Raw genomic sequence first — 15,546 nt, 5'->3', positions numbered from 1 at the left:
TTATTCACCTTCTCTTTCTAATGTATCGAGCTTAGTGTCTATATAATAGTTAGATGTATAATTAGCTGAAAGATTTAATTCTTTATCATATTTTAATTGAATTTTTAAATCAGATATATTTAGATTTTTATTTATTAAATCAATTTTCGGATTTACAATTTCATTTACTATTTTCACTATCTCTTCTTTGTTTACAGACTCTGAGCCTCCTTCGCCATATGGAGGAAGTGGATTTAATTCAGTATTATCAAAATTAATTGGTTCAATATCATCACAGATTAATTTATATGCATTTAAAACAGTATCTTTATCCATTAATAATAGTAGATTAACGTTATTTGAATTTATACTAAAAATAGAATTTATGTCAAAGACATTATAGTTAATATTATCTATAGTGTAAATTCCAATAATTGCACCAGTAGATTTTAATTTAACTTTCATATTTTTATACTCTCTATCAAATGATATATTTTCAGTCAAGATTATTTTAGAATATTGAATAAGACCTTCATTGTGTTTAAATACACTTATACTCTTAGTATTTGAAACATAGCCATTTTCATCTTCTATAATTATTTCTAAGAGATTTAATCCATTTGACAAGTCAGCATTACTTATATCTAAATTTAAATTACCTTCATTTACATCTAATAAATTTGTATATAACATCTCTGTATTATTTTTATTTGTTATTTTCACTTTTATTTTTGTTACTTCTATTGTTTTATCTAATAATATATTTGTTAAGTTTATAATTCCATCACATTCTCCAAAAGTATAATCAATATCAAATTCTGGATATAAATATATATTATTTATAATTAAAACTGGTCTAAACCCGATTGTGTCGTTTTTAGTAGATGTATTTACCACATTATATAAATTTGAACTTGTACCACCTCTAATTATCACTTTAGTATTATCTGAATCAGAAAAAGTGTCAGTTATAGATGCTAAATTGTGATGCCATATATCTTTATTTCCAGAAACAATTAAGTCATTTAAAGTAGAATTTAAAATATATTTATCATATTCTGAATGTAAGTAACTGTCATTATATGGACTGTCTGTAATTGATTTTATAATACATGAGTAACCTTTATATGGGTTATTATCCAATTCTTTTCCATAAATAAAACCTTTATTGTTTATTTCATCAAAGCTTAAGTTTGGAATTACTATATCAGAAATTAAGATATGCTGATTAAAATTATTTTTAACACAGATAAAGTTTAATCTTTTTCCATCACCAAAATTTGAAAATCCATTATCATAAGTATAATCACAAGATATATATTCTCCAACTTGAATATCATTGATTATTTTATTTGGTTCTAGTTTATAATGTAGTAATTGTCCTCTTGTATCAATATCAATTGAATCTAGACTTAAGTAGTGATCTCCATAAGGAGCACTTGGAGGTGGAGGAGTTCCAGGCTCTATATATAATTTAACCGTATGAATGCCGTCAGTTAAATCAAGCTTTTCAAAAAATAACATTTGATAAATGTAATTAGGATGTACAAGATTTGGTGTACATTGACTAGCTATAAATTTCTCTCCATCTATTTCTATAGTACATTTATTAGTGTGGGAAGCATCAGATGCAGCATCCATTAATCTTAGTTTTGTACCAGTAAATCTAAATTCTAATGCACCATTCTCATTATGCTTATAATTGGATATGCAAGATGTATTGTTATAAGCAGATGTATTATTATTATATATAGTCCATTTATTTATATATTTTATTCTGCTATCTGCATTATCATATCGTTTCCATCCTTGCTCTGGTTGTGACAAAGAACTTCCTATATTAGCCATTTTTTCCACCTCTCTCTGTAATTAACATAGGTCTGAAACCTATATTTTTAGCGACAGATGAAGATAAACATATATTAAATCTTTTTGCTGACAAATCATCAACATCTTCAGTTTTTCCACGAATTGGTATTAATATATTTCCACTTGTAGGTTCTATATTTTCATTGTTAATATCTTTTAATCCTGTAATAACTTTCTCTTTACATAAAGAAACTATATTGTGATAGTTCCATATGTCATTATCACCTGCTATTATCTTTTCTTTTAAATCACTATTTCTTATGTATTTATCCCAATCGTTTTCCATTGGCCAACCACCTTGGTTTTTATTAATTAGACCTGGAGATGTATTTTTATATTCATCTTCTTTAAATAGTTCTAATTCACCTATAGCTACATATGAATCTACACGTTGAAAATTAAACTTATAATGTAAATATTCTACTTGCGAATTAAAATAATGACAAGAAGTTGCTTTATTTCCTGAAGGCAAATTTGATGTTTCACATATCTTTTCGAAAATTGTATTATCATTACTTCCATATACAGTACAAGAGGATGGAGGTTGGATGGAGCCAGGACAATTTCTGTTGGTTAACATAAATCCACAAGTTAGTATTTTTTCTTTTTTTGATGATATTTTTATATATGGATTAGCTTCAGAATTACTATGCCAACAGTCATAAGAATCTATATTTGTTTTGTTGAAAGCTAAATACGCAAGGTATCCTGCACTGTATGTTGAACTTTGTTCTAGAATGTAGTCATCACTTTCATTTGATGTTAAAACTTTTTTTGGAAAAGATACAACTGTATCATCATTATAGGCTATACCTCCATTTGGAATAGTATAATAATAGTTATTAATATAATCATATTCTTTCACACAATTACTAATAGTTGCAGTATTTTTAGTTGGTGATAAATCATAAAGATTGTCTCCAATTGCATTAGTAGATTTTAGTAGACATATTAGATTTTCTTCACTACCAGTCAGATTATATTCTATAGTTGCTGGGTCTATTGCTTTATCCCATATTGCAAACTCTGATATTTTTCCAGTCAAACGAGTACCTGATTCTACAGAAAAACCTCTTCCTGGTTCTGCACCTAATACCAAATGATTTGTACTTCCATATATGATAGTACCATTTCGTTTTTCATCCAATTTTAAAGTTATTTCGTCATATACTTTAACTGATTCTCCATTATATAGTATATAAAAAGTCTTCCATCCATTGTTAGATGAATCAATATTAAATCCAGAAATAAAATATAAAGTTGGAGAATTAGGATGATCTGTGGCAATCTCTATTCTAAGATATCTATCTTTTGGAACATAACAACATGCATAACCTCCAAGTTGTGTACAACTAAAAAACCTATGTTCTTCTCCAACTGTCCAGTCTTCTAAATATACTCTTATTTTTATTGTTATCTCTTTAGTAGTCTTAATTTTTTCTATAGGGATACTTACATATGATGATTTACCATCAAATACTAACGCATTTGGAGAAAACATTTTACAAGTTAATTTACTTTTATTTAATTCATTCCATGAAATAGATGATTGAACATTTCTATCAGCAATAAATTTATTATTGTCAACTTTTATAAAATAAAACTTTCCATCTGGTGTATCTGATGAAGTGTCTACATCTATTCCATCACAATTACAAATCCCAAGTTCTGAAAAATATCCTACTTTCCCAGAAATTGGGGATGTATATTTACAAGGAATTATATCTCCTATTTCCATAGATTCTAATGTAGATTTTTTCGTTAATTTAGCTTCAATTAACTCTGAAATGTGTCCATCAGTATCTATATCTATACAATCAAAATCAAACCTAACACTATCATTGCTTTCAATCCTTACTAGATGAGTTTTCTTTTCTAAGTTCATTTTTTCAAAAGCAAGATATTGCCTTATAGTTTCTCCATGAATAGAATAAAGTTCATATTCAATATCATCTATAGTGCATTTTATATTAGAGGAATGGCTGGGATATCTAGAATGAAAAATTCTTATTTTTGAGCCATAAAAAGCAAATTTGATATAGCTTGAATTTACTTCTTCTACAGTAGCATTTTCTGGTATGAACATTCCTGTGTTATTATAAAGACCTATACTTGTGTCTTTTTTCCATAACCCTATATATTTAAAACTATTGTTAATATTATCAATTCTTTTCCAGCCCTCTTCTGGTTGCAGTAATTGTTCACCAACTGTAGCCATTTATTCACCTTCTTTCTATGTAACACTGTCATTAGTAATATCTAATTCACAATCTATTAATTGTTTTATATATCTATCATCAATAAGAGTATCAGTTAGTCGATTATATTTTAAACCAGAGCTCTTATGATATTCGTCCACATCAAATTCAATATCATATACTTTATCTTCTACTGAGATAATTCTATCATTTATATCTTTTATATATTTTTGTTCTTCCATTATTTTATTGTTTAAAATATAAAAATTATTTTTTATTGCATCAAATAATTCTTCACTAAGTCCTCCTCCACCAGCTATTGGGAATTTATCTATGTTGTTTGGTGGAGGTAAAACTTTATCAAAGTTAATGATACTTGTATCAATACAATCTTTAACATAAATTTTATAGGCATCAATTATAGCACCCGAATCCATTAAGAACATTAATTTTATATTATTTGAATTTATTTGTGTAAAAGTATTAATATCGCAGTAAGTAAATTCATTATCATCTGTTGAGTATAAAATATTAATACTACCGTGACCCAAAAAGAAAGGTTTAAAATGAGTATATATTTTATCAAATAAAATATTATTTACCTCAAAACATTTACTTGCAAGTATTAACCTTTGATCAGCTTTATAAATTTTAAATCTTTTTATAATACGCCTAACGTTGTTAAATGTCATTAATAATTCAAATTCATTAAAGCCATTATTATAATCATCTAGCAATAAATTGAAAGAAATATTATTGAAATTATCTACTATAGTTTCTTTTAATGAATCATTTATAAAAATTTCAAGCTTATTCATTACATTCGATTTATCATTTATTGATAATATTAATTGATTTTCAGATGCTTGGTTTGCCTTCAATATAGGTTCGTAACAATAGAGAATATTTGTTGGTGTAAAATTTTCATTGTATATATTCACATTAGAAATTCTAAACATGCTTAATTCATTAGTAAAACGATAATTACCTCCATCACATCTTTTTGACATATATATGTTATTGCTTGCATGTTCTTGTGGTATTTCAGATAAAGTATCTGTTTTTTTAAGTATACCATTATGATAAATCTTTATATATTTGTAGTCTTTAATTTCAAAAGCGAAATGATGGTAAACATTTTTATCGAAGTTTGAATAATCTATAGAAGAATATGAATGATCACTAAGGTAGAATGCTAATTTTTTAGATTCTGTATAAATTAAATATCCTTTGTTATAAGAAGAAACTCTAGTATCAAATAATATATCTTGTGTACTTTTATCATTAAACTTCAAATAAAACTCTATTGAAAAGTTTCTAAAGTGAGGATTAAAATTTTGTATTTGCAAATACCCATAACTCATATTATAAAACTTATCAAATTTACCGCCATCAGACATTGTTACTCCATTATTATTTATAACTTTTGGATTATAACTGCTATCCACTATATCTATTCCATTTAGGAAGAACACTGTATTTTCATCAATTCTTTGTCTATAATGATATATTTTTTCTTCTACAGTTTTAATATTATTGTATTCAATAACAAATGTTATTTCATTTTCTCCAGTTATATATTTTTCATCATATATAATATCAAATATTAGATTTTCAAAAATATCAATATACTCTTTTTCTACTTCATCATTTATATAAACTTTAACTTTATTTACAGTAGTTGTATTTGATAATACATTAAAACTTATATGATGTTCTGTTTGTTCCACTATCTCAATATTAGGAGAATAATCGTACGGCTCTATTGGCACTTCAAAATCGTTTGTCCATCTTGCCACATTAGAAATTCTAAATTCATCTATTCTATGGTTTGAGGTTCTAGTAGAATCATTTTCCCATCCACCACCTAAGATTAAATCTCTACCTGTTCCATTTATATCTACATTGTAATCAATAAAAGAACATGCGAATTTTCCATCAATATAAATGCTTAAATTATAGTTTTTGTATATAAAGCACACATGTTGCCAACAATTGACCTTTATGGCTTTAGTTGAAGTAAATAATTGGTTTCTTACTGTTGAACCATTGGTTAGCATAATACGAATTGAACCGTTATCTTCTATTCTAATAACAAATCCATTGTTAACTCCACCCTGATAGTATCCTTTACCTAAAATATCAAAAGTTGTAGGAGTGTTCAATGAATTCATATACAATCTAAAATCGATAGTCCATTCCTCATTTAATTTATATGAACCATCTGGGACTCTCAATCGTTGGTTTACATTTGTAAAATCAAAACATTTTCCAAAACAACCATCATCTATAATTTGAGCACCACCAGAAGTTATCTCTATATTATTAAAACTGCTATCAGTAAAATCTTCTGCTTTTAAGTACACCAAAGTATATTTATCTATTCCTTGCATCTTATCACCTCACTTTATGTAACATTGTCATTATTTATATCAATCTTACAATCAATTAGATTTTGTATATAGTCATCATTTATCAAAGTATCAGTAAAACTATTTTTATTCAAATTGGTGTTTTTATGATACTCATCTACAATAAGTTTTGTTTTTGCAAGTTCATCTTCTAAACGATTCACTTCGCCCAATACATTAACTACAAACTCTTTTAGTTCCAAATTATTACCATTTAGTATAATTACATTTTGTTCTAACACTTTTACTCTTTCAATAAGGGGAGTTATATCAGCTACACCACCAGAACCTCCACCAATCTCCCCATTTTCTATCATTCTATTAATAATATCTATATCTTCTCTGTTACTTCTTATATTATTTACATTAATATTTATATTGTTGTCTATATCATCTAATTTTTTATTCAATCCAGTAATAGCTTTTATTGGATGTTGATCTTCTATATCCGTATTTTTTAATTGATTATGGTCATTTAAATATTCTGTTTTTCCATATCTTTTTATTTTTACACCCATCTCACCTACCACCTTACATGAATATAATATTAAAACTATATTTATCATCAATTGTTATGCAACTAGAGTCCTTTATTATTTTAATCAAAAACTTAGTTGTAGTTCCAGGCAACAAACTAACCTCTAGTTCTTTAAATAAATCAGAATTTCCACTTGAATCCCCATATGGCATCAAATAAGCCATGCTATTGCCTTTATCATAACTAGAAACTCCTACTATTTTTAAAATTCCAGTTTTAGTAAGATTTCCTTCATTTACTACTTTTAACTCATAAACTCTATCTTTACCTTGTACTAATCCTAAATCAAAATCACCATTATTTATATTAGCTTCATCTACAATAAATTTAATTTCTGGTTCAAATGAATACACATCTCCACCATACAACTTATCTATAGTTACACTGTCAAATAATCTACCTTCACTTTCAACTTCTATCCTTACATTGTTTATTGGAAAAAGTTTTGATGATAAATCAACTACAACAGAATCTTTAGTATATTTCATATCTATCTTTGTAACTATTTCTTCATTATTTTCATCATATATTTTAATATTTTGTGTTTTATCAATTCCTATAAGTGTTATAAAATTACTCTTATACATTTCACAATTAAATATTTCTAATGAATTTTTATTGTCATTTAGATAATATCCTATAGAATTAGAATCAAGTAATTTTGTACTTCCAAAATCTTCCCAATTTAATCCATCTTTTGATGCTCTAAGATTTAATACAAAGTTCTCAGAATATATTACTTTTAAATATGAATAATATATTAATTCCATTTCTGCTGATAGTTCACATTCTATGTAATTTTCTGTAATAGACTTTACTATACAGCCACCATTATTAGATTCTTTTGGTTCATATCTTATATGTGTTTGAAATACATATCCAGACTCTTTTGGACATGGTATCAATAATTCTGTTTTGTCAGCATTTTCAAGTATTTTAATAGAATCACCTGTAAAGGTGATTCTATTATTATCACTTGGAAATATATCCCATAGAGGATTCATTGCACCATTGAATTCCTCACTAAATATATGTCCTGTAGATATTTTATTCAATTTTTTTTTACTCTGCATGAACTTCAACCCTTATACTAGTTACTTTACATATCTGAAAATTTTCATACCCATATTTTTTCACTAGTGATTTAGTAGTTGCTATTGCTGATTGTAAAGTTGGCATGTCACATACTACTCTCCAAAATTCATTTGCTTCATTTGGTGGTCCAGATAATACATTTTGATTTACTTTCTCTTTGTATTGAATTTGATAATTTACCATAATATCTCTTCCCTTCTAACATTTTTGATAATTACTTAGTAATTTATACTTGTTATTTCCTGATTACTCTTCGTCTACCTTTTTCTTTATTATCATGATGTTTAAACATGTAATCTTTAAATGTATCAAGTGCATATGCAACTTGTACTGAGTTTTGAATTCCCAATTTAACTTGTGTATCCTCTATAGATTCACCTGCAATAGTTAACATATCTATCAAATATTCAACAGTTTTATTCGTTTTTCCAAGCTTTCCAAGATACTTTATATTAACAGATTTATTGAACATATCTTTTATTTTAAAAACTGCTATATCTATGAAAGATTCCTCATTATCATAAAAAAACAAAATTTCTACTTCTTTAATTTCTTTTGGAATTGTCAAATCTATATTATAAGAGGGCTTTTCATCTCCTAAAAACGTATAAATTGCTTCTCCTATATGTATTTCTAACACGCCACTATTTTCCATATAAGCTTTAAATTTTAATTGTAAATCAAATTCTTGATTAACTTTAAATTTTAACCCAGAGTTTACACCTTTTTCTTGACTTGATAAAACAAAATCATCAGTCAATACTAAGTTATCAATATATAGTATATTTTTTTCTAAATTTCCCAGCGTTTTTTTAGAATAATCAATCTCACAATCTTCTCTTATATACACAACTTCATACTCTGAATTACATAATATACTCATTTCTGCATACCACAAGAAAAGTTTCAATGTTCTTTCAAGATGTGGTATTTTGCATCTATCCCAATAGTATTTTTCACCTATATATTTCATGGTTGAATCTATTAAATCTTTTATAGCTTTTTCAGGCTCTATACCAGCATATCTATAAATATTATGCCTCCATTGGTTGTATAGTGTGTCAAGAACATACTTCATAACAGAAACATCAATATTTATAACATCTATTGCTATATTTGCAAAATAATCTACTGGATTTTCTATAGGCAATTCAATTACTTGGTTTCCTGCTTGTGTATATTTTTTTACATACTTGTCCTTATCTAATATTATGAGGTTATCACCAAATATCTTATCTTTATATATATTATAATCAAAACCGTTTTTAGGAAGAATCAATTCATCTTGACTTCCATCAATAACCACAAATTCAGGAAAATATTCTGTTGCAACTCCAAAGAAGCCATCATTATTTTTATATGTAGGTAACTTTGAAAATTTTAATTCAATTGGCGATTCATTAGATGATACACCTTTAATTTTTTTTATTATTCCAAATTGAATTTGATACATATTATAGAGATTAGTATTGTATTTATATAACTCGTCTATACAACTTGGAATACTTAATAAATTACCCTCTTTATAAAAATTCGTCAGATTTGAATCATAAAATATCTTAAAGTCATTTTTTTGTATTGTTCCTTTTTCAAATTCTTTATTTATTAGAAGTGTATATTTGCTACTTTCTAATAGCTTATATATATAGTTTTCAAATACATACAATGAAGATTTTGAAAGATATTCTGGTGATATAATTGAGTCAATAAGATACAAATTACCCTCTTGATATTTTCCAAACAACTCATACTTAGTTATTGATGTTTCCTTATTGTTAGATTTTGATATTAATAAGTTATATTCATCATTTTTAAAATCAAACTTTGGATTGTAGTATTTGGAAAATAAATCTGTACTAGAAATATAAATTTTTCGATTGTCAGCCTTTCTTGTATTCATATCTAGGTTATATAAATTAAATGTAGGTTTTCCTTTTATAAAATCATAACTATCGAGTATCTCATATATTTGAATATTTGAACCTGCATGTGTAAAAATTTTAATATTATCTACAACATGAAGACTACCATCTATGTTTTTTTCAATATTGTCTATTAAATTATATAACGCTATATAATCTTCACCTTTATATAATTTATATTTAGATTCTAAAAATGTTTGTATTTTACTTGAATATCCCTTTGATAAATACTTTTTATCTTCTATAAGTATTTGTTTATTAAAATTATTTCTCAGTTTTATATTCTCATTTATTAAAATCTCTGACATGTTTGGCATATCAATAAAATAGGGCAAATTAATATATATATTAGATGAAGAATTTGATGTAGATGTTTTATTTTCTTCAATAAAAACATTCCTCAAATCTCCATCTTTTATAAGTTTTTGTAAATCTATAGATAGATTTTCAGTATAACCTTCAACCAACTTTGGTTTTTCCATAAAGATTTTATTATTTATTGAACTTTTAAGATTTATATAATCATTTATATTTATTTTTTTGTCTAAATCTCTAATATTTTTTTCAAAATCAAGTATGTATGTATCATTTTCTGTTTCACTTATATTTACATCTATATTGTCTCTAAAAATTTGTTTACTTGGTGTGCCTATCATATCCTCATAATCATAATTTTTTAGATACTTATCAATATTACTTACTTCTGTTATATTGTCTTGGAAAGATAATGTGTTTTGATTCGTCCGAAATGTATTATAATCATTATTTATTTGAATTTTATTTCTAGTATCTTTATATTCTACAAATAGTAGATATTCTATAATTGATTTATCTAAATATTGCTCTTCTCTAATTAAATACTTCAATGCATCATTAAAATTTCTAAATTCCTTAAGACCTTTATAAAAACTTATACATTCATCACTATTTTTATCATATAGCTTTTTATATATTTTATTTATACAGATATTCTTAACTGATACTGGTTGTAAAGACTTCTTACTTTTTATAAAAAATTTCTGTTTTTTACTAATATTCATTGACTTTATATCATTTTTTAACCTCAACAAAGTATTGCCTATATTGCTTTCTGTGTGTTCACACTCTATCTTATAAAATAAACTTATAGAGTTTTCATCCCCAGAAAGATTATATTTAAAATTAGCACTGACGAAAACGCCAGTGCTAAACTTAAAAGTTGCAATCATCTATTCTTCAATCATAGCTAATATCTTAGCTGAATATATCTTAGAGGCCTTAATTTCTTCTGAAGTTTCTTCTCCTGATAAGACAGTGATTTTAGCTTCTATTTTTAAATTAAAACTAAAGTCACCAATGCTAGAACTAGGTCTTACTATTATAGCTTTATAAGAAAGAGACTGACTATCAAGTTCTAATTTTATATTTGCTGATGTTAAATCTTCACCTTCATTATCAAGTGCTGAAAAAGTTAATGACATATTTTCAACTTTAGCAGGTAATGTAAAATTATTGCTAAGTTCTGTTAATGATTTATTTGGTGCAATATATGAAGCAAAATCAAAAGTTTTTACAAAATCATCAACCTTTTCTTGATTAGTAGGGTCTTGTTTAAGTATTCTAATATTAGTTATAGTCTTAATAGATGTAAGTTCACCCTTAGTAAGAGTTGCTGTAACAGATACAATACTATCGCCATCTTTATATGCAGGTCTAGTGACTACCCCTTTATCACTTAGACAAGCAGAATTACTTGTAGTCCATGTTATTGCTATTTCATTTCCTATAGTAGTTGGAAGTATTAAATCAGTTGTAACCTTATTTATATCAGAATTTTTATTTCTAATAAGTTCCCAAGTTATTGCATTAGCTGCAGATTCAACTTCACCTTCTTGAGTCCATGCTGGTACTGTAACTTTAAATTCTTTACTTCTACTTACACTTCCCTTTGATACAATAACATTTATAGTAACTTTTGCATCTGCTTCTCCAAATACAGGTCTTGTTACTCTTCCTGATTGTCCTATTATATTCGGACTAGAAGATGACCATACTATAGTTGAACCACAACTACCTTTTTGTATGAATGTTAGATTTTCTGTAACTATACTTGGTATAGATATGTTTCCTATATCCTCTAGGATACTTTGCAAATCAGTTCGCTTTGATGCTTTTACAAGCACCTTAAATTTTTTAGTTTTAGAGACTTCTCCAGATTTTACGTTAGCAGATAAGTATATTTCCTTATCTCCTTCATAGAAATCTGGTCTATTAATTATACCTAACATTAATATTCATCCTTTCTATTTCTAATCATATTTTATATAACAGGTTCCTCTTGTAAATCTGATTCATCCAACTCATCTGTAGAATTTACATTTACTTCAGTTTGGACTTTTCTGCTTTTATATCTAGCAGTTATAACGGCTCCACCTATTTTTATTCCTGCCAATTCTCCATTTTGAGAAACAGTAACTATACTTTCATTTGATGAAATCCAAATTACTTTATCATCCACTACTACTTCTTCTCCTTCAAGTAGGGAAAGAGCTTTTTTTGCTCCAACTGTTATAGTTGGGTTTTCAGGAGATATTTTTAATTCTAATGTAGGTTCTTCAACATCTGCTCCTTTAGAAAAACTTACTATATTCATGTCAGAAGAATCCCAGATTATTTCTAATCCATTATTTGTTTTATCAGCAAAATAAACTGATTCTGTATTGTTTGTACAAGAATAAATATCTTTATACATATCTTGTATTTCTCTTAATGCAGCTTCACACTTAGAATCATCATTACTTTCATTATATTTAAGTTCTTTTAATATTCCAACACCATATCTTTCATTTGGAGAATTTGCAAAAGGAGTATAAGGAGTAGTTAATGGAAGGTATATATATGTTTCTTCTGGTTTATCTTCGTATTTCTCAAAAGATTTGTTTACTATTAATTCATCAAATGGGAAGAGTGATTCAGCATCTATCACTATCATACCTGATAAAGCTCCACGAACACCTTCTGCACTATGGACAATTTTTATTCTATCTGCGAAGTATTCGTTTGTATAAACTGATTTGCCATACATATGTTTTTTCATGAATTGCTCTGTTGATGAGAACATAAAATAGTGACTTTGGAAATAGTCAGCAGAATCTGTCTTATACATTGCAAAATCTGTTGTTCCATTTGCTGTATGTACACCGTAAGTCTGATGGTATTTTATATCTACAAGATTTCCATACTTATCTCTATTTGAACCACCTTCTTGAGTAGTTCTTTCTTCTACCTCATCAAAACCTAGATAAAAATAAATTGGTTTTTCAACCATTCCATCTTGTGAACCATAGATATAATAACTTAAGTCATTTAAGAGACCTTTTCCATCATTTTGTGCTACATATTTTCTTATATAGTTGTATAAGTCTTGTTCATTATAAGTTACCTGAACTTCCACTGTCATATCCTTTACTATTGATTTATCTATAGTTATTGGCAATTCAGATGGAAAAGTAATTTTTTCTCTTGATATGGATGTTCTTGCATTAGGTGTAATATAAGATGTTCCATATCCGTTACTATATTTTACGTTTGGATTCATTAATCCAAACTCAGATGCAAATTCATTGTTTACAGATGCACCTATTGTAACTTGTAAACTAGGTTCATATATAGTCGTTTTCCCACCTGCAATATTTGATCCAAAATCTCTTGGTATATCTCTTCTATTATAGGTATATTTTATTACAGTATCTGCTGGTCTATTACTAAGTAGTGAATTATTTAACCAAGGAAATGTACCTATATTTACCCATGCTGACTTAGCACCTGCATTTGATATAACAGCCTTTCCTGATGTTTTGCCACCATCAGTGCCAAGTGTATTAACTCCATTGAAAGGCTCACTGTACTTAATATTAAACTTTGGTATAGAAGGTACAGATGAAGAAGTTGCAAATATACCAAAATTTCCAGCTATATCCTTTTTAGCAAAATCAAAACTGTCAATAGAGCCTATATATGCTTGACCAACTAAATATCTATTATCCTCATAATCTACATTTGGATTACCTGTAACATTTATAAGTACTCTATTTGGATGTATATTAGCAAGTACTCTTATCTTAGTCTTATTGTTTAAGGAAGATGTAATAGGAATTCTTAAAAGAGCATCTGATCCAGTTATACCAAGCTCAGATTTAAACTTTTCATCAAAGTCTGTAAACCAAGATAGTTTACACCATTCAGATGAAGCAGAGTTAAATTCAGCTATATCTCCAGTTACCATATCTATAACATTTTCTGCTGGACCAGAATAATCCTTATTTGGGTTATCAAAAATTCTCATATAACAGTTATGATAGTTTCTAGCTTGTGCATCTTTTACACCAGTTTTTAGATTTACAACTTTTGGTACAGTTTTTCCATCTCGTTGTTGAGTAGGGTCATCCAATTCTGTATCACATAAATACTTTGGAAAGTACACTTCCATATACATAACTGCATTTTCTTCTATAGCTTCATCCAAAAGTCCATATTTTGAAACTTCATCAGAACCAACTTTTGTTGTTTGCTGAGTAATTCTATCAACTGGTCTTGTAACAGCTCTTACAACAACAGAATCAGTTATTTTAGAAATTTGATCTTTAGTTATTATCTCATATTCTCTTGCATTTACCTCATCAAAAGAAGAGACTTCTCTATCTTTTATAAGTTTAAAGTTTGGATTTGGATATACTATATTCCAACAATCTTCTTTTGAAGGCAATGACTTTCTCATTAAATTTCCAGATACATCTTTTACTTCTTTAGTATAATTTCCTAAGGCTAAAACATTTGCTAAATCTTTTACAAAACTATCTGCATCTGTTTTAAACTCATGGAATACAAAGTCTTTTATTTCATTACTTAACATATTTAATTTTCCTTTCTATCCCTAAATTGGTTCTGGGTCTTTTAACATTCTTATCCCAAACCATAATTTCTTAGAAGTTCCACTATCATTATGAAATTTTAAAACTACTCTTGAATCTGGAGGTGCTAGATATACATATGTAGATGAACCTAAGAAAAGACCTTCTTTTACTTCTCCTAAATACCAATCTTTAAACCACAATTGTCCATTAAAATATAAATTATAGTGGTCATTTTCTCCATATCCACTACATGTAACAGATATAGCAAGAATCTCAACCTCAGATGGAGATAAAACTATCTCTTCTTCAAATACTCCTCTAAGTGCTGGAACTTCTATTAGCCTCATATAATTATATGGTTGTGTTTTTGATGCAAATCCTCGTATACTCCCTATCGCTTTTATTTCTTTTACTACATTAACTTCATTGAGGTTATCTATATTAGAAACAGATTCAAGTTTTTCTACGCGTTTAACTTGCTCCAAGTTTTCAATATTTTTAAGAGTCTCTATTTTTTCTATTTCAGATAGGCTATCTATTTTATCTATACTTTCTATGTTATTTATTTCTTCTATATTTCCAACTTTTTTTATTTTATCTAAATTCCCACCAGCACTATAAGCGACATTAAAGTTACTCATA

At 27.1% G+C, this 15,546-nt stretch carries 10 protein-coding genes; all 10 read right to left on the bottom strand.

The features are described from left to right. Genes Q3287_RS00405 through Q3287_RS00360 form a run of 10 tightly spaced genes read right to left on the bottom strand, consistent with a single transcriptional unit; the run spans window position 1 to window position 15,545 of the window. The gene (locus Q3287_RS00405) at window positions 1-1,827 is read right to left on the bottom strand and encodes a hypothetical protein (RefSeq protein ID WP_407963309.1); all 1,827 of its coding nucleotides are present in this window, start codon (window positions 1,825-1,827) and stop codon (window positions 1-3) included. After that, entirely contained in the window at window positions 1,820-4,066 is a 2,247-nt protein-coding gene (locus Q3287_RS00400; RefSeq protein WP_407963308.1) for a LamG-like jellyroll fold domain-containing protein, read from the bottom strand. Before Q3287_RS00400 ends, Q3287_RS00405 begins: the two co-directional genes overlap by 8 nt. A 15-nt stretch (window positions 4,067-4,081) precedes the next feature. Continuing rightward, window positions 4,082-6,439, bottom strand: a complete 2,358-nt coding sequence (locus tag Q3287_RS00395) for a LamG-like jellyroll fold domain-containing protein (protein ID WP_407963307.1) — start codon at window positions 6,437-6,439, stop codon at window positions 4,082-4,084. 14 nt (window positions 6,440-6,453) lie between these two features. Then, entirely contained in the window at window positions 6,454-6,975 is a 522-nt protein-coding gene (locus Q3287_RS00390; RefSeq protein WP_407963306.1) for a hypothetical protein, read from the bottom strand. A gap of 13 nt (window positions 6,976-6,988) precedes the next feature. Continuing rightward, window positions 6,989-8,068, bottom strand: coding sequence for a hypothetical protein (locus tag Q3287_RS00385; RefSeq protein WP_054270810.1), 1,080 nt, complete (start codon window positions 8,066-8,068; stop codon window positions 6,989-6,991). Further along, on the bottom strand, window positions 8,058-8,273 hold the full coding sequence (locus tag Q3287_RS00380) for a hypothetical protein (protein WP_054270811.1): 216 nt from the start codon (window positions 8,271-8,273) through the stop codon (window positions 8,058-8,060). The genes Q3287_RS00385 and Q3287_RS00380 overlap by 11 nt, the downstream gene beginning before the upstream one ends. A gap of 52 nt (window positions 8,274-8,325) precedes the next feature. Continuing rightward, the gene (locus tag Q3287_RS00375) at window positions 8,326-11,220 is read right to left on the bottom strand and encodes a hypothetical protein (protein WP_407963305.1); all 2,895 of its coding nucleotides are present in this window, start codon (window positions 11,218-11,220) and stop codon (window positions 8,326-8,328) included. After that, the gene (locus Q3287_RS00370) at window positions 11,221-12,279 is read right to left on the bottom strand and encodes an immunoglobulin-like domain-containing protein (RefSeq protein WP_407963304.1); all 1,059 of its coding nucleotides are present in this window, start codon (window positions 12,277-12,279) and stop codon (window positions 11,221-11,223) included. A gap of 32 nt (window positions 12,280-12,311) precedes the next feature. After that, complete coding sequence (locus tag Q3287_RS00365) at window positions 12,312-14,903, bottom strand: Ig-like domain-containing protein (protein ID WP_407963303.1); 2,592 nt, start codon at window positions 14,901-14,903, stop codon at window positions 12,312-12,314. Window positions 14,904-14,924: 21 nt separating this feature from the next. Further along, window positions 14,925-15,545, bottom strand: a complete 621-nt coding sequence (locus Q3287_RS00360) for a hypothetical protein (RefSeq protein ID WP_407963302.1) — start codon at window positions 15,543-15,545, stop codon at window positions 14,925-14,927. Window position 15,546: the final 1 nt, after the last annotated feature.

This window comes from Clostridioides sp. GD02404 (genome assembly GCF_045898275.1).
Lineage (GTDB): Bacteria > Bacillota > Clostridia > Peptostreptococcales > Peptostreptococcaceae > Clostridioides > Clostridioides difficile_A.
The sequence above is the reverse complement of the archived record's forward strand: the minus strand, read 5'-3'. Positions and strand labels throughout refer to the sequence as shown.